The organism is Paenibacillus ottowii (assembly GCF_050516475.1).
In the GTDB taxonomy this organism is placed as follows: Bacteria; Bacillota; Bacilli; order Paenibacillales; family Paenibacillaceae; genus Paenibacillus; species Paenibacillus ottowii.
The window spans coordinates 3331477-3346540 of sequence record NZ_CP191577.1; the positions used below are offsets into that span (position 1 = coordinate 3331477).

At 46.0% G+C, this 15064-nt stretch carries 17 protein-coding genes and 2 pseudogenes; 8 read left to right on the forward strand and 11 right to left on the reverse strand.

Annotated elements, in window-relative coordinates; translation table 11 throughout:
- Window positions 1-22 precede the first annotated feature (22 nt).
- Entirely contained in the window at window positions 23-589 is a 567-nt protein-coding gene (locus ACQQ6X_RS15490; RefSeq protein WP_305166068.1) for a DUF4062 domain-containing protein, read from the forward strand.
- A gap of 43 nt (window positions 590-632) precedes the next feature.
- Here ACQQ6X_RS15490 and ACQQ6X_RS15495 read toward each other — a convergent pair whose 3' ends face one another.
- From ACQQ6X_RS15495 to ACQQ6X_RS15510, 4 genes and pseudogenes are all read right to left on the reverse strand, one after another.
- Window positions 633-1226: a uracil-DNA glycosylase gene (locus tag ACQQ6X_RS15495; protein WP_305166069.1), complete on the reverse strand. Its 594-nt coding sequence runs from the start codon at window positions 1224-1226 to the stop codon at window positions 633-635.
- A gap of 173 nt (window positions 1227-1399) precedes the next feature.
- Window positions 1400-2779: pseudogene (locus tag ACQQ6X_RS15500) on the reverse strand (FAD-binding oxidoreductase).
- A gap of 171 nt (window positions 2780-2950) precedes the next feature.
- Window positions 2951-4915 carry an elongation factor G gene (locus ACQQ6X_RS15505; protein ID WP_305166070.1) on the reverse strand — a complete coding sequence of 655 codons (1965 nt, stop codon included), beginning with the start codon at window positions 4913-4915 and terminating at the stop codon, window positions 2951-2953.
- 155 nt (window positions 4916-5070) lie between these two features.
- The gene (locus ACQQ6X_RS15510) at window positions 5071-5415 is read right to left on the reverse strand and encodes a hypothetical protein (protein ID WP_305166071.1); all 345 of its coding nucleotides are present in this window, start codon (window positions 5413-5415) and stop codon (window positions 5071-5073) included.
- A gap of 137 nt (window positions 5416-5552) precedes the next feature.
- On the opposite strand from ACQQ6X_RS15510, the gene ACQQ6X_RS15515 reads away from it, so the two are divergent.
- Window positions 5553-5684 (forward strand): hypothetical protein, encoded by a 132-nt coding sequence (locus tag ACQQ6X_RS15515; protein ID WP_326401382.1) that lies wholly within the window; start codon window positions 5553-5555, stop codon window positions 5682-5684.
- 72 nt (window positions 5685-5756) lie between these two features.
- Complete coding sequence (locus ACQQ6X_RS15520) at window positions 5757-6179, forward strand: tetratricopeptide repeat protein (protein WP_305166072.1); 423 nt, start codon at window positions 5757-5759, stop codon at window positions 6177-6179.
- 453 nt (window positions 6180-6632) lie between these two features.
- Here the strand turns inward: ACQQ6X_RS15520 and ACQQ6X_RS15525 are convergent, their stop codons facing one another.
- Both ACQQ6X_RS15525 and ACQQ6X_RS15530 read right to left on the reverse strand, forming a co-directional pair.
- On the reverse strand, window positions 6633-7076 hold the full coding sequence (locus ACQQ6X_RS15525; RefSeq protein ID WP_305166073.1) for a cell wall hydrolase: 444 nt from the start codon (window positions 7074-7076) through the stop codon (window positions 6633-6635).
- A gap of 547 nt (window positions 7077-7623) precedes the next feature.
- Window positions 7624-8466 (reverse strand): helix-turn-helix transcriptional regulator, encoded by an 843-nt coding sequence (locus ACQQ6X_RS15530; protein WP_025679345.1) that lies wholly within the window; start codon window positions 8464-8466, stop codon window positions 7624-7626.
- Between the two features lie 142 nt (window positions 8467-8608).
- Here ACQQ6X_RS15530 and ACQQ6X_RS15535 point away from each other — a divergent pair, with 142 nt between their 5' ends.
- Window positions 8609-9211, forward strand: a complete 603-nt coding sequence (locus ACQQ6X_RS15535) for an isochorismatase family protein (RefSeq protein ID WP_305166074.1) — start codon at window positions 8609-8611, stop codon at window positions 9209-9211.
- Window positions 9212-9563: 352 nt separating this feature from the next.
- On the opposite strand, the gene ACQQ6X_RS15540 is transcribed toward ACQQ6X_RS15535, so the two are convergent.
- On the reverse strand, window positions 9564-10109 hold the full coding sequence (locus ACQQ6X_RS15540; protein WP_064797525.1) for a TetR/AcrR family transcriptional regulator: 546 nt from the start codon (window positions 10107-10109) through the stop codon (window positions 9564-9566).
- Between the two features lie 148 nt (window positions 10110-10257).
- On the opposite strand from ACQQ6X_RS15540, the gene ACQQ6X_RS15545 reads away from it, so the two are divergent.
- The 4 genes from ACQQ6X_RS15545 (at window position 10258) to ACQQ6X_RS15560 (ending at window position 13052) form a co-directional block, all read left to right on the forward strand.
- On the forward strand, window positions 10258-11145 hold the full coding sequence (locus ACQQ6X_RS15545; RefSeq protein WP_305166075.1) for an NAD(P)H-binding protein: 888 nt from the start codon (window positions 10258-10260) through the stop codon (window positions 11143-11145).
- Window positions 11146-11751: 606 nt separating this feature from the next.
- On the forward strand, window positions 11752-12060 hold the full coding sequence (locus ACQQ6X_RS15550) for a MarR family winged helix-turn-helix transcriptional regulator (protein ID WP_305166076.1): 309 nt from the start codon (window positions 11752-11754) through the stop codon (window positions 12058-12060).
- Between the two features lie 207 nt (window positions 12061-12267).
- Window positions 12268-12744: a hypothetical protein gene (locus ACQQ6X_RS15555; protein WP_305166077.1), complete on the forward strand. Its 477-nt coding sequence runs from the start codon at window positions 12268-12270 to the stop codon at window positions 12742-12744.
- On the forward strand, window positions 12741-13052 hold the full coding sequence (locus tag ACQQ6X_RS15560; protein ID WP_326401391.1) for a hypothetical protein: 312 nt from the start codon (window positions 12741-12743) through the stop codon (window positions 13050-13052). Before ACQQ6X_RS15555 ends, ACQQ6X_RS15560 begins: the two co-directional genes overlap by 4 nt.
- A 10-nt stretch (window positions 13053-13062) precedes the next feature.
- Here ACQQ6X_RS15560 and csaA read toward each other — a convergent pair.
- From csaA to ACQQ6X_RS15580, 4 genes and pseudogenes are all read right to left on the reverse strand, one after another.
- Window positions 13063-13394: pseudogene (gene csaA / locus ACQQ6X_RS15565) on the reverse strand (chaperone CsaA).
- 94 nt (window positions 13395-13488) lie between these two features.
- The gene (locus ACQQ6X_RS15570; RefSeq protein WP_305166078.1) at window positions 13489-13812 is read right to left on the reverse strand and encodes a putative quinol monooxygenase; all 324 of its coding nucleotides are present in this window, start codon (window positions 13810-13812) and stop codon (window positions 13489-13491) included.
- Between the two features lie 117 nt (window positions 13813-13929).
- Complete coding sequence (locus tag ACQQ6X_RS15575) at window positions 13930-14697, reverse strand: FAD-dependent monooxygenase (protein ID WP_305166079.1); 768 nt, start codon at window positions 14695-14697, stop codon at window positions 13930-13932.
- Window positions 14669-15022, reverse strand: coding sequence for an NAD(P)-binding protein (locus ACQQ6X_RS15580; protein WP_305166080.1), 354 nt, complete (start codon window positions 15020-15022; stop codon window positions 14669-14671). Before ACQQ6X_RS15580 ends, ACQQ6X_RS15575 begins: the two co-directional genes overlap by 29 nt.
- Window positions 15023-15064 lie beyond the last annotated feature (42 nt).

Genomic DNA, 15064 nt, shown 5'->3' on the forward strand with positions numbered 1-15064 from the left:
ATTCTTTAATTTGGGTGGGCCTATGAGGAGAAAATTACAGATTTACATATCGTCTACTTACTATGATCTTATTGAGGAAAGACATACCGCTGTTGAAGCCGTACTTCAAGCCGGTCATATCCCTGCGGGAATCGAGCAATTTTTCAAGGAAAGTCCAATGAAAATTAGAAAGAGATGGATCGACGAGTCCGATATATATGTCCTGATTCTCGGAGGATTCTATGGTTTAACACTTCCTGATGAATCCAAGAGCTATATCCATTGGGAGTATGAGTATGCCGGAGAAGCGGGCAAACCTAGATTTGCTTTTGTTGTCACAGATGAAGCATTAAGACAAAAGCCATACGACTTCGCAGCAATTGAATACTATCAGAAGTTTCAAGAGTTTAAGCAATCAGTCATGGAACAAATCCCTATCTATTATGTTGAAGATGTACGGCACATTAAAATGGTACTTCGTGATCAATTGCCGGAGTATGCAGCAAGAGAAGATTTGTATGGCTGGGTTTCCGGCAAGGATGTCCCGGATGTTCAAAAGCTGTTGGAAGAGAATGCAAGATTAAAGGCAGAGCTGGAGAAAAAGGAATGAAAGAGGGGCTGGCACAACCAGCCCCTTTCCTATAATATTCTCGTCAATCTATATCCTGCTTGAGTTGAATCTCCTTCCACTTATCCTTCAAAGCTTTCAAATCTTCTACGAAGAACCTAAGTAAATTGGGTCGTCTTCTTACTGCAAGCGGGTGATAGGTGAAGCTGATGGGCGTACCCTGTAACTCATACCAGTTGCCTCGTAACTCCTTGACACTGGCACCTTCCTTATTTGTGAATATGGCTTCTGCTACGACATTGCCAAATCCAAATAATACAAGCGGCAGCTTCTGAAAAAGCTGCATCTGTAGATGAGGGAGACAAGCCGCTCTAGCTTCGGGTTTATTATAGGCACGCATCGGTCGGCATTTTAGCAAATAGGTGACATAAACATCATCTACATCTATCCCGGCCTCTCTCATGCCGTATTGGAGTGTTTCTCGGGTACCGCATAAAAACGAATTTCCTTCCCGATCCTCCCGGGCTCCGGGATTATCCAGAATCATCATAAGTGGAGCTTTCGGATTTCCTTCACCCCAGATGACACGATTCCGCTGCTTGGATAGCTCGCAAATTTCACAATGCTCTATACCATTGGGCGCTTGTTCTTCAGGTAAAATTACATAGGGATGATCCATTTCCTTGTCGTGTAGCTCCTTCCTTTTACACACAATGAATCTATTATGCCCACCTCAAGCAAAAACTTGTCCTTACTTATGATACGGTTCAACTTATCGTCGCTATCAGCGGAATTGCAAAGGAGCTGCCGCCGGCAGCTCCCTGTTTTAATTTTGATATGGTGTGTGTATTGTCATTTTCCGACCTGTTTACCTACTGGAATACTCTGAGCAAAACGAAACACATTATGAGGATCGTACTTTCGTTTCACCTGCTTCAATCTACCAAAGTTCTCGCCATAATACGCCTTGGGCCAGTTCTTAATCTGCAGATCGGGAAAATTCACATAATCCCCTTTAACAAAGGGACGCAACGCTCTTCGGAACCTTTCCACCCACTAAATATTCCGCTCCTGCTCCCCGTTGTTTCTCCAGCGGGCTGATAGTTCGTAAATTGTCTCCGCCTTCCGATGAGGATAGGCCGTTGCAGTAGGCGATACCCGCCTTACCGCGCTTCCTGTACCACCTAAGCTCTGACTCCACACGCTAGAATGCTTGTTGGGTGCTTTGGCTAAAAAGTCGCGTATAATTCGTACTCCTTCAGGCGGCAAAGGTTGGAATCCGTAGGCCCCGGTTATTTTAAACTTTGGTTCTAAATTCAGGTCCGATTCGGCAAAAAAATGGGTTGCTTCAATAAAAGGTACTGTCTTCACCATCATCTTCACCGGAGTGCCTGCTCGCAAGAGCGGTCTAATCAATCGCCGCAGCTCCTCTGCACCGCCAAGCAATTGTCCGGTAGATACAATGGTTCCCACCTGCTTGGCAGCGACCTCGATGGTTGAGGTTAAGCGGTTCGTGACAGATGGGGCCCAGCGTTGCCAAGCCGGCAACACCTTCTCAAGGTCACTCCATTTCCACGTAATACTGTATATAGAAACCGATGAAATCGGTCTAACCCGAAATGTATATTCGGTTGCAACACCAAAGTTCCCTCCCCCTCCGCCTCGTGATGCCCACAACAGATCGGAATGTTTTTTGCTGTTTGCCACAATCGTCTTTGCCCCATACCGCCCCGAAGCTACGACCATCTTCACTTGTTTCAAGTTATCGCACGTAAGTCCATATTTGCGGGAAAGTAATCCAATGCCGCCTCCCAGGGTAAGCCCAGCTACGCCTACGTCGGGCGCAGTCCCCGCCGGGATTGCCACACGCTTATCCCACAGCTTTTTGTACACACGGGCAAGGGGATTTCCTGTTTGGACAATGGCCACTCCATTTTTTCGATCAACTGTAACCTTATTCATCTCGCTCACATCGATAATAATGCCACCATTTACAGTTGAGAAGCCTTCATAGCTATGCCGTCCACTGCGCACTCGCAGCCTTATGCCCCGCTCACGAGCCCATTTGACTGCGTTGATCACATCCTGAGTTCGTTGGCAAAAAACAATGACCCTTGGAAATTTGGAAAAGCGCCTATTGAACTCCATTCTGGCCGTATTGTATGACGGATTGCCCGGAAGTACGATCCTTCCGGTTAATCGTGTACTTTTCTCTTGCAACTTTTGCGCCATCTACTTTACACCATCCCCGCTCATGACATAAGCCTTTCTCATCAGCTTATTTCTATGTAGGGACACCTGTCCTAGTAACGGCAACTGCCCAGTTTAAATCGTAAAAGCAGCACATTATTAGGCTTACTACTCACGATAATTTCTTAGCTGCTTAGTTACCTAATAGATCATTCAAGGTTCTAATTCAAGGTGCATCTTGGCTTCCGCCTCAGCCCATGGCACCGAGTAACCCGCCCCCTTGGCGCAAAAGATGGAGGAGGAGGTATACAGTGGGTCTGCCTCTTTGCGGTAGCCCATCCGTTCTATGACTTCCTCCGTATTATGGCAGCGGTCGTAGCCACTGAACACGCAGCGAATACTGCCTCGTCCATGCGTAAAGGATGCGAATTCGGCACTGTAGTTCATGAAGGTCGATACCGGCACCCTGCCAGTAACCACCGCTTGCGTTCCGATTGTCTGCGGCGGATTAAAAATACCTGAAGCACGCTGAATATCGGACAGTACTCTGCCCATTTCATCGATAGCGACCTTGATTTTGAAATCGTAATAGGGCTCCAGCAGCACGTTGTCCGCCTTCTCCAGACCCTGCCGTAGTGCTCGAAAGGCAGCCTCACGAAAATCACCGCCATGGGTATGTTCTTTATGCGCGCGGCCCCTCAGCAGCGTAATGTTCACGTCGGTGACCGACATGCCGGTCAGCAATCCGTGATGCTCCCGTTCATAGAGATGGTTCCGAATCAGATTCTGATAGCTGACATTCAGTTCATCGGCATGACATCTGCTATCGAACATGATGCCGCTACCCCTTTCTCCCGGTTCAATCAGCAAATGCACTTCCGCATAATGCCTGAGCGGTTCAAAGTGGCCGTACCCTTTTACAGCCGATTGAATTGTTTCCTTATACAAGATTTCCGGTTGTCCAAAAGAGATAGCAAAGCCAAACCGGTCTCTAACAAGCTGCTCCAGCACTTCCAGCTGAATCAATCCCATGACGCGGATAGAAATTTCCTGCAATTTCTCATCCCAAACGACGTTCAGAGAAGGCTCCTCCGCCTCCAGCGTGCGAAAAGCACTGAGCACCTTCTGTACATGTATCGCATTGTCGAATAATACTTTCGATTGTAACGTCGGCTCCGAATCGTAAGCTAACTTGTCTGATATTGCCCCCAGGCCTTGTCCAGCCTCGGCGGCGGACAAGCCGGCAACGGCAAACAAATCCCCGGCTTCCACTTGTTCCACCGGCTGCGATTTAAGACCGTTAAACATGAAAAGCCGCGTAACTTTTTCGTCGTATTGAACGCCGCCACTCTCGTAACTAAGCTGTTCTCTCACCTTTAGCCGACCACCGAGCGCCTTAATGAACGTGAGTCTCGCTCCATCTGCATCATGCCGAATTTTATAAACCCGCCCCTGGAACGAAGCATTCTCGTCATAAGTGGATGTCGTCAGCAGATGCAGCTGATCCAGAAATTCAATGACGCCCGTATCCTGAAGCGCAGAGCCGTAAGCATAAGGGAAGAGAAGACCCGCCGCTATCATCCTCTGCAAGGCCTCCAGCCAGAAGCCGGCGTCCTCTCTCCCCTCCAGGAATGCTTCCAGCAAGGCTTCGTCTCGCTCCGCCATGGCCTCCCGCAGTGGCTCACCGACTATGCCGTCAGCAAAGCTCTGTGTAATGCAGCATACTTCCCCCGTCAACTGCTGACGGATATCTGCCTCGGTTCTGTCTGTATCTGCACCGATCCGATCCGTCTTGTTGATAAAGAAGAACGTCGGAATCCGATGCTTGCGCAGCAGCTGCCAGACCGTCTCCGTATGACCCTGGACACCTTCGACTGCGCTTACAATCAGGATGGCATAATCAATGACCTGAATCGCCCGCTCCATCTCCGGAGAGAAATCGACGTGTCCGGGCGTGTCTATTAAATAATGACGGTCTCCTTTATATTCTATTACCGCCTGATCTGCGAACACCGTAATACCTCTTGCCCGCTCGATGTCGTGGCTGTCCAGAAACGCATCCTGATGATCCACCCGCCCCCGGGACCGGATACTGTTCGTATGGTACAGCAGCTGTTCCGCAAAAGTTGTTTTACCTGCATCCACATGGGCGAACAGGCCAATCGTTAGTCGCTTCATAGAATCCCACTTTCAACGCTTCTTGTTGATACTGCTCATTTTATTAAAGCATAGAAATCGGAAGAGTGGGTAGGAACACTCCAATTAAAATCGGAGAAGATTGGGGGCTTATCTGACTGTGATGAGTGATACCGAATTACCTCTTTGTCTGGCTACTAGTAACCGTTCTGTGATGCGAAAAAGCGTTCAATCATTTGTTTCGTTTCGCTTGGAGTTCTCAATTGAACTGCCTTTCCATTTTCATCAAGGGTAAAATGCCTCCTAAATGCTTCTGGCATATCCTGATACTGTTTCTCGACTTGTTGAAGTGTTTTTTCAAAACAGGGATATCCGTATTTTTTAATTAGTAGAGGCAATCCAAAGGCAGATCTTAAAAACTCATAGGCTACATCACTTATTGCACAGATAAACTTAGGATCATTTTCGCGAAGAGAGGCAGTCGTTAGGTACTTAATCGATTCCTTGTGAAGCTGTTGATTATCATTTGGCATTTCTATCATCCTTTCTCCTAAACCATATCAAGCCATTTAAAATACTACATGCCACGCATGGCCCCTTTAAAAATAGTACTCACATAAACTAGAACGCGCTTTCAATCTATGAATAGGCTTAAAAATTTGGTAGACTCTTCATATGAATGCCTGAAGTCAAAGACAGTGCCGAGCGCATTCGCTTCATATTCCCGTCTGATCATGGAGATGAATTTACAGATCATATCATTTGGGCGATAGGCTATTTAATCGGCAATACCAGACGCCACTATTTTTGATGAAAACCAACAAACGATCATTGGCTAAAATTCCTTAATCTAATCCAATCGAATAGAACAGGAGAGATCGCTTTGCAGCTCTCAGATTCCACTTATTCCACAATTAGGGCTCTATGTAAACAAGGCGATGACTTAGTGAAGGCAGACGATCTTGATGCCGCCAAGCAAAATTATATTGCCGCCCTCCGTTTATTGCCTGAAAATCATCAAGAATGGGAGGCCGCTACCTGGATATATGTAGCTATTGGGGATGTCCACTATCGTATGAAGAATTACGATAAGGCCTTCAAGTGCTTTTTTAATGCCGTACAGTGTCCGAAGGGGTTGGGTAATCCGTATATTCACCTTCGGCTGGGGCAGTTATATTATGAACAGGAAAACTTTGAAAAGGCGGCTGACGAGTTAACCCGGGCTTACATGGGCGCCGGTATTGATATTTTTATGGAAGACGACCCAAAATATCTTGAGTTTTTGGAGACAAACATTGAGATTTGAAATTTCAGGCTACGCAAGAGCTGATTACGGTATTTTTATATTTTTTTACCTTCAAACCATTGCATAACATTATTTTCGAAGCTCTTTGCAAGGCGCTGTCAACAGCGACTGGCGTCATTTCTAACGATTTCTGCAATCTGTTTGGAGTCATGAATAAAAGTGACAGTTAAGGCTACTCAATGTGCCCTAACTGTCTTTTTTCTAACTAAACCAAACTGTTACTGAAAATCCACCAACTAAGTATGTTATGTTCGTTTTTAGTAAGGTTGGCAGAGGCGTGGGGAGTCGCCCCCCTGTCCGAAGACTAGGTCCCAAGTTTCGCATTATTTGTGATACGGTTCAGCGTAATGGGATCATCGGCAAAAATGCGTTGTGATTTAGGTATTTCTTACCTACAAAGTCATGCACGAGTCCCGCCGAAATAAAACTTGATCTGATGCAATCATGCAGATTTTAAAACGTACTATATACATTTTCGCATTCAATCGCAGTCGGTTCATAAAAACAATGTTTCTTCCATCGACCTACAAACGGCTGATTATACCAAGTTGGTGGACATGGTCCGGGGTTTTCATACGATCCTGGGCGGAAATACCATAGCGAGTATTTGGCTGGCCAATTCCGTTCCCCATTCACAACCCGTTGTGCCAGACGGCGTTCTCTATCTCTTGCTCTTTGATAGTACATACCATGTTGTAGCGCTTCGAACGCATGCGGCTGGTTAATCATTTGGGGAATTGTCCGGATTCCTTTAAAATCGGAACAATTCGCTCTTATTCGGTTAATGCCAACAGCTCCAACAAGGAGCATACCCATTTCGCCTTCGGCCTCAGCCTCAGCTCGAAGCAACCTTGCCAACATATCGATATCCTGTTTCCTGGATTTTACGACTGCCATTTGCTCACCTCATTTGATTTCTAGACTCATCATATTTTAGGTTAAGCGGATGTGTTACTCTGGCTAAATAAATAGAAAACGATATTAAACAGCCATTTCACTGAACCTCAGCCCATTAGTTGAGTGCCAGTGGTAAAATTTCCCCCGAAATATGTGATATGGTTCTCAGCTTTGCTGTAAACGGCAAGTTTGTAAATTCTCAAATATAAAAGCCTTTATCGAAGCCCAAAGAAACTTGCCGCTACCTATGATACGGTTCACCGTATCGGGTCTAATGGCAAATAAAAAGGGTCTCTTTACAGTGTCTCGCTTAAACAACCGCTTTAGAGCAATCCTGTGAGTCATTAATCCGAACGATGAGACGACCCGTTACGTTTGGCTAGGTCCATGCGCTGACGATTTTAGCCATATCCCCAACTCACCCACTTGCATTTTTTTACAAATTGGAATCATACTAACATCACGATGTTCATTCATTATTCCATCCCGCTAAAGAAAGGTCACCTGCCAAAATGGAATAACTTCAACGGACATGGCAAATGCTGAATTATCGATTAACCGCAGAAAGAAGTTTTCTCATTCTTTCAATTGTTGGGGTATCCAAAGGAATATTAACTGTAACCTGGAGGTCAACGGAGTCCATAGCCTGGAAGGAAAGATGACCAAAACGAAGGGAACCGACAACAGGATGATTAAGCAGCTTTTCACCTTCCGGCACATTTATAACTTGATGCAACGGCCACCATTCCCGAAACTCCTTACTTTGCTGGTGGAGGTCCTCAATAAACTCTCCCCACCAAGGATCCCCGACTGTATTTGCATAGTTGGCCCGAAACTGGGCTAACCGATGTTTGGCGTTCGCTTCCCAACTGTCACCCAGCATCCGCTTCGCATTATTCGTAGTGAATAGGCGCCATATCGAATTTCTGTCTCTTGCCGACATTGCTTCGTAATCTCCAAAAACAAGAATCGCGGCCTGGTTCCAGGCTACGACATCCCACCTTGAATTTACCACAAAGGCAGGGCTTTCCCCCTGTCTGTCCAAAAAATCCTGCAGTAGCCGGCTTACCTTGTTCTGTGGCGCTTGGTTACTCGGGGGTAAGTGTCCTGCAGCGAGCAAGAAGAGATGTTTTCGCTCAATGTCGTTCATTCGCAGCGCACGGGACAAGCTATCAAGCACCTGGATGGATACCTGAATGTCTCTACCCTGCTCCAGCCATGTATACCAATCCACACTGATACCAGCGAGTATGGCAACCTCTGCCCTTCTAAGACCAGGTGTCCGCCGTCTTTCACCGGAAGGTAAACCTACCTGCTCCGGAGTCAGACGGGCCCGTCGGGTACGGAGAAATTCAGCTAGTTCTCCGGTCTTTTCGCGTTCCTCCTGCATTTCATCTCATCCCTCCAGTATTTCTTTGTATTCTGGGAGTAACGCTCCTAGGTTAATTCCCTCTCTCGTTGTTCTATATCATCGATTATATACTGATGTAGTCATCATTTTATTACAAGATAAGGTTAGGAGGAGGTTCTATATGAATCAACTAAGTGGCAATCATTTGAAGGGTGGGGAACGAGCACCGTTATTGGATTGGAACAAGACTTCTCTGGTCGTCATTGACCTTCAAAACTGGATTAGCAGTCAGTATGCTCCTTATTCTGCCGAGATGGTCATTGCAAATTCAGCTAAGCTGGCCAATCTTTTTCGTAACAAGGGAGCTTTTGTGAATCTTGTACACGTATCCAGTAAAGACTTCAAGGATATACCTTCTCCCAAGCTCGATATCACGGCACCTAGACTGAACCTGATAGAGGGCTGGGATGAATTTGTTCCCGAGCTCGGAGTGACCGAGACAGACCATATCATCTCCAAAAAACAATGGGGGGCTTTCCATGGAACAGACCTTGATCTGCAGCTACGCCGCCGAAATATTGATACGATCGTTTTATGCGGTATATCCTCAGGTATCGGAGTCGATACAACCGCAAGAGAGGCATTTCAGCACGGCTATCAACTTATTTTTGCAATTGACGCCATGACCGGGTTCACCAAGGCCGAACATGAGCATGTACGGGACGTTATTTTTCCGAGGATTGGCCGGATTCGCACAACGGAAGAGATCCTAGAAGGGATTTAGGTTCGCTTTAAAGGGAAACCTGATTGTGTCTAAAATCAAAAAATGCTTTTAAAAATATGGTTGGCTGTGGCTAGCCATATTTTCTGCCATTTATTCACCAAGTTCACACCAACCTACTCCGTCACAGTATGAGGTCGAGTGTGAAGCGAAATTGCATCATTTGTGATAAGGTTCTCCGCACTTTCTGTAACGGCAAGTTTTTTTGTCTCTCTTATTCCTCGGGGTTATCGAGCTGCACGGCGGACATGACAAGAATTTGATCTGACAATTAAAAAAGCCTTCGATATGAGGACTTCATTTGGGCAATGTTCTTGTCACCTGACTTTCGGCACCGCAATAATCAAAAACTCTGTCAGTACTGACAGAGTTTTTGATACACCTCATAAACTGCGAGCACCTGCTCCACAAAGCCTTTCTCGGCACTTTCAATCCATTTGATAAAAGCCATGTGAAAAATTTCAACCGCAAATCGTGCGGCAAGCTCTGACAGCTCGCTATCATATTTGACAGACAAGACGTTTGTGACAGACTCAATCAGCGCCTGGCTTTTTAGCAGCTCACGCTCCTGCAAATCAGGGTTACTTTGAATAATTTGATTCCGCGCCAGCACCCTCTCCCGCTCGCCATCAAAAAAACTAAAAACCGAGGCAAAGCCATCAACCGCAAGCTTCAGCGGCTTTTGCTCGACGTCAAAATGGTCCGTGATAAAAGCCGCGACTTGCTGCCCCATCTCATTTCTTGTGTCAAAAAGCACGTCAGACTTGTCCTTGAATTGCCGGAAAAAGGTTCTCTCCGTCACACCTACAAGGCTTGCAATCTCTTGCACCGTCGTATTTTCATAGCCTTTTTCCATAAATAATTTCGTGGCCGCCGCCTGCAGTTTCTCTTTACTATTCATTTTACCATTCCTATTTTTGTAGTTTTTTACAATTTATCAAAAAGGTCAGTGACTGACATTTTTTCTTGACAACAGTATCCAGCAAGCGCATAATGATCTCGAATGTCAGTCACTGACATCACTTTATCAAAAAGAAGGAGAGAACACAATGAAAATCACAGTTCTCGGCTCACTCGGCAATATCAATCGTGTCTACCTTCCACGCCTCATCGCAGACGGTCACGATGTCACCGTCATCACAAGCTCCAAAGATCGGATCGCCGGCATCGAAGCGCTCGGCGCCAAGGCTGCTGTCGGCTCAAACCGTGACGTCGACTTCCTCACCAAGGCTTTCACAGGCAGCGACGTCGTTTACCTCATGATTTCTGGCATCAATTTTGCCACTGGCACGGATATGTGGCAGACCGCCATCGAGCTTTCTGAAGATTACAAGACTGCCGTTCTAAACTCAGGCGTGAAAAACGTCATCAACCTCAGCTCAGTCGGCGCTGACAACCCCAACGCCGGCATCCTTTACAGCTATCATTTTGCAGAAGACGCACTCAACTCGCTCGAAGGCGTGAACGTTGTTCATATCCGCCCTGTCGGCTTTTACAGCAATCTTTTTGCCGACATGCAAAGCCTCAAAGCCCAGCGAATCCTCTTCAGTCCAATTTCAGCCGACATCCCGCAAGGGTGGGTCAGCCCAGTTGATATCGCGGACGTCGCTTACGCTCTCATTTCTCACACCCCAGCGGGAAAAAGCACGAAATTCGTAGTAAGCGATTGGGCCACAAGCAACGACTGGCTAAATGCTCTTGCTGAAAATGATGTCGAAGCCAAATTCCAACAAATTCCCGTCGAAGCTCTCGCTGAAAATATGAAGAAAATCGGCTTCCATGAAAATACCGCCAACGGCTTCGCCCAATTGTACCGCGCGGGTGAAAACGCCGACGAATTCTACGCCAGCCTCCGTGCCACCGACTACCACCTCGGCAAAGTCAAGATTGGAGACTTTGCAAAGGTTTTTGCAGATGTATATAAAAAATCAGTTTAGACCATTTTGGAGACTGTTTAAGTAAGGAAACGCGCCATAGCGCGTTTTTTCTTTCGTTAACAGCTAATTTTTTTTTTGGATTACAAACCGTTCTTAATACCTCCACAAAAACTTGCCCTTATTTAGGGTACGGTTCACCTCATTGGTTGCTTCGGCAACAAATCAAGTAGATTAGATGAATCACTCGCATGGCTCCCCCTCTTCTAACCGTGCTTCCATATAAGGAATATGACTCACTCTATGTCTACAGAGAAAAATGGGATAGTTACGTGGCAAGGAGTTTGCCTGCTATGCGAACCTAGAGGCGACTCATGGGGTACATGCCTCTATTTGTGGTACGGTTCAGTTTAACAAGGTGATCAGCGAAAAATCCTGTTCTCTACTCATTTCCTGATTACAGTAGAAGCTCCCATCGTTATATTCCGGTCGATATTGAATTCATTGGCGATCGTTACGGAGCCATGGGATTATGCCGATTTCCGAAATATCGGGAATTTGGGGTTTTAAGCCGAGAGAGTACACAGAGAAACGCCGTTTAGTATTGAACTTCTACCGAGATTTTTAATTTATGTTGACGACCATATAAATAGAGAGAGGATGATAGCATTGAAGAACAGCGACAACAGCGAAGTCATTGAAAATGAGATCAAAGCGGTCACCCAATTTCCCCTAAGCTTCTCGATCTTCAGTCTTGCCCGTTCTCATCATCGAATTGCGGGACAACTGCTTCGGGAAGCGGGCTTATACCCCGGGCAGGAACTCGTATTAATGCAGCTATGGCACCGGGATAGCCAATCTCAGAATAGTCTCTCAAAATCGCTGCGCCTGGATCACTCGACCATAGCGAAATCTGTTCGTCGTTTGGATGATGCGGGGCTTGTTACCTGCAGCCGCTTGAGGAAGATAAACGAGTAACCCTCGTATCACTCACCCAAACAGGGCGTGAAATTGAATCCAGAGTCAATCAGGCCTGGAGCAAGCTGGAAGAGATTACAACGGAACATCTTAATGATGAAGAAAAAGTACAGTTTGTAGCCTTAGCCAAAAAAATAGCCGCTACACTAGAAAAGTAAATGGAAGTATAACAAACAAATCATGAGTGATATTGGAGGAGAGATAAGTATGTCCAAAAAATTGATGCAAGCTGTTCTCGTCAACGAATATGGTGGCCCAAACGTTTTGAAGGGAGCCATCGTTGAACGCCCTCAACCGCAAGCGAACGAAGTGCTCGTTCGTATCGTTTATGCTGCAGTCATTCCGCTTGACTATAAAATTCGTAACGGTTGGCTTCAAAAATGTTTTCCCTATAACGTTGCCCTACATCCCCGGTTTTTACGCTTCGGGAGTTTTTCCACTATAATGATAACCCTTGGAAGAAATCTCGGCACTCATTCGACTTTTTCACAAATAAAGAGAATACAGCAGCCATTCCGGTCGCTTATCGGCAAAGTTCCCCGATTTGCCCATCCGCTGCGCACGTTAATCGCAAAGGAAATCGGATGTGAACCGTACGCCATCTCCCTGCCTTTGAAAGGAAATCCTATGCTGGAGATGAGCGAACAAGTCCAAACAAAAGCTGGGGAAAGGCCAAAGCCGTGACCGAGCCGGTGCTCGGAGTAGATGACTTCGCCATCAAGAAAGGGCAACGGGTATGTGATCGAATGCCTGCAGGCAGTGCGAAAAACGTTCATCATACGTTATCATCATGGGCGAAAGCTCGTTTGAAATCGCAACATCTTTTGCTAAATCCTCCAGCGGATGCACTAAATGGTGAGAGCAGAAAACGTCTGGGCACCTTGTTGGCTACAATCGTAACCGCTACAAAAACGGCATTCTTCTGGAAATGCAATCGGCCCGCCTGTTGCTCTACTCGCCAAGCACTGATTTTAAGGTTGAGCCGCTTTTAGAGCCTTATTTTTACGCAATAGGAGTACCATTAGGTATTTCAGTGTCCGGCTTCAATAGAATAACATCTCCTTTTTCCGGGACTCCTCCCAAAACTAATACCTCCGATTTGAATCCCGCAATGCGCCGAGGAGAGAAATTGACGATTCCTATAATTTGCTTCCCTACAATTTCCTCAACCTTGTAACGCTTAGTTATTTGTGCACTTGAGGATTTCATCCCGATCTCCGGTCCAAATCAATCTTAAGCTTTATCGCAGGGATCTTTGCTTTTTCAAAAAACTCCGCTTCCTTAATCGTTCCGACACGAATATCTAGTGCTGCGAAATCATCGATCGTTGCCAACGTTTTGCCTCCTCCACTAAAGCCTTTAACCGCTCACGAAAATATCTCTCACGCTTTCCGGCAGAACTTAATGAGTTCCGCTCGGTGTTGCGTTTTACTGCGCTGGGCGGAACGGCTGCAGGAGTCGAATCCCTTCCTCAATGGATCCCTCCATCATTTCTAAGAGCTGGGGCACCAGTTCCTGCATCCGGGGGGCGCTCAGGTGCCGATCAAGGGCATCCCGGTTTTCCCAGCGCTCGTAGATGATGAATGTGCCAGGCTGACCTTCTACCTCGTGAGCCTCGTAGTCAATGTTGCCCGGGTCGTTGCGCGAGGGGGTGACAGCAGCAGTCATGAATGCCTTCATCTCGGCTTCTCTCCCTGCCTTAGCTCTCGCCTCCCAGAGTACAGTAACGTAAGGGTTCTTTGTATCGTTCATACTAATTCCTCCTAATTTATAAATACTTCGTATTTTTTGCTTTACCGTTTTCTCAGATGGGGGAATTCCCCGTGTATGCTTGAAATTCCAGTGTATCAATGGCATAGTTAAATGCTGTTATAATCGTCCAAAAGAACGATTAAAGCCTTGGCCCCCAAGAACATCTTGACGAACCACATATAAACGACGTGATTGGTATTCACCCAAAGCTTTTGTTATCGAATTCGGATACTGTTTAATGGAGCCCATAATGGCAACCGTATCATCAAGTGAGTCATTAAAGCCTGCGCCAGTCATTGGTGACATGGTATGAGCTGCATCGCCGATCATGGCTATTCTTCCTTTTGACAATATATTAGGGATGTATTCATTAACAGGTGCCCCGATTAAACTGCGGTCCTTAATCGCGATTTGCAAAATTGCATCATCTTCTTTATTCCAATTTGCTTGGCTGGTTTGTGATAGTTCTTCTAGTAGCGAATCCGGAATAGCTTCACCGTATAAGGAATTCTGGGCAATCCCGCCCTTTAATACACCTAATTCAGACAGCAAATGATTACGCGAATTATCAAACCAGCAAAAGCCAATCCATCGCTGGCCAGGATTGATTCCCCCTTTTAAACCTGGCATCACCGCAGTTGTCAATGTACCGGCAGCACTATTGTTGAAATAAGCACTCGAAAGTTGCCGTTTTTTCCAGTCTTTCTTTGGCAGCAATTCTTCGTCCACCTTCCCTACCCAAACCAGATAGCCAGCATAATCTGCAAATGGTTTGTCAGGGTTTAAATAGCGGCGGACCATACTGCGATATCCATCTGCGCCAATCAAAAAGTCACCTTTAAAAGTCTGCTCCTCTTCAACTGGTAGCCCAAGCAGATGATTCATTTTGCCCAACACTAACAATTCGTGTATTGTGCTGAAGGGTAATACCAGGTTCTTTAGCAACCGCATTGCGCAAACGTTCTTGAATGGCTGACCAGGCTTCAACATTGTTGTTACCATTGGATGCCAAGTGTCTTAATTCTCGTTCAATTTCACTATTACTATAAGGCTTTGTTTGCAAACGAATAAAAGCACCATTTCTTAATGATGAATCTGCACGTTCAAGAATGGTAACTGTATAACCAGAACGAGATAACGCAAGCCCCATCATTAGACCACCTAAAGATCCACCTACAATAATGGCATTTTCAAACTTGTTTTGTGGCATATTTCATTCCCCCATTTTAGCTTTCTGTCCAAGAGGATTCGT

Coding starts and splice junctions, on each gene's coding strand:
- ACQQ6X_RS15530 (WP_025679345.1), bottom strand. CDS start 8,466: ATGCAGGAGGAACGCGAAAAGACCGGAGAACTAGCTGAATTTCTCCGT.
- ACQQ6X_RS15540 (WP_064797525.1), bottom strand. CDS start 10,109: ATGAATAGTAAAGAGAAACTGCAGGCGGCGGCCACGAAATTATTTATG.
- ACQQ6X_RS15510 (WP_305166071.1), bottom strand. CDS start 5,415: ATGATAGAAATGCCAAATGATAATCAACAGCTTCACAAGGAATCGATT.
- ACQQ6X_RS15575 (WP_305166079.1), bottom strand. CDS start 14,697: ATGAATCATCTGCTTGGGCTACCAGTTGAAGAGGAGCAGACTTTTAAA.
- ACQQ6X_RS15515 (WP_326401382.1), top strand. CDS start 5,553: ATGCCTGAAGTCAAAGACAGTGCCGAGCGCATTCGCTTCATATTCCCG.
- ACQQ6X_RS15570 (WP_305166078.1), bottom strand. CDS start 13,812: ATGAACGATACAAAGAACCCTTACGTTACTGTACTCTGGGAGGCGAGA.
- ACQQ6X_RS15555 (WP_305166077.1), top strand. CDS start 12,268: ATGTCCAAAAAATTGATGCAAGCTGTTCTCGTCAACGAATATGGTGGC.
- ACQQ6X_RS15545 (WP_305166075.1), top strand. CDS start 10,258: ATGAAAATCACAGTTCTCGGCTCACTCGGCAATATCAATCGTGTCTAC.
- ACQQ6X_RS15495 (WP_305166069.1), bottom strand. CDS start 1,226: ATGGATCATCCCTATGTAATTTTACCTGAAGAACAAGCGCCCAATGGT.
- ACQQ6X_RS15580 (WP_305166080.1), bottom strand. CDS start 15,022: ATGCCACAAAACAAGTTTGAAAATGCCATTATTGTAGGTGGATCTTTA.
- ACQQ6X_RS15535 (WP_305166074.1), top strand. CDS start 8,609: ATGAATCAACTAAGTGGCAATCATTTGAAGGGTGGGGAACGAGCACCG.
- ACQQ6X_RS15490 (WP_305166068.1), top strand. CDS start 23: ATGAGGAGAAAATTACAGATTTACATATCGTCTACTTACTATGATCTT.
- ACQQ6X_RS15525 (WP_305166073.1), bottom strand. CDS start 7,076: ATGGCAGTCGTAAAATCCAGGAAACAGGATATCGATATGTTGGCAAGG.
- ACQQ6X_RS15505 (WP_305166070.1), bottom strand. CDS start 4,915: ATGAAGCGACTAACGATTGGCCTGTTCGCCCATGTGGATGCAGGTAAA.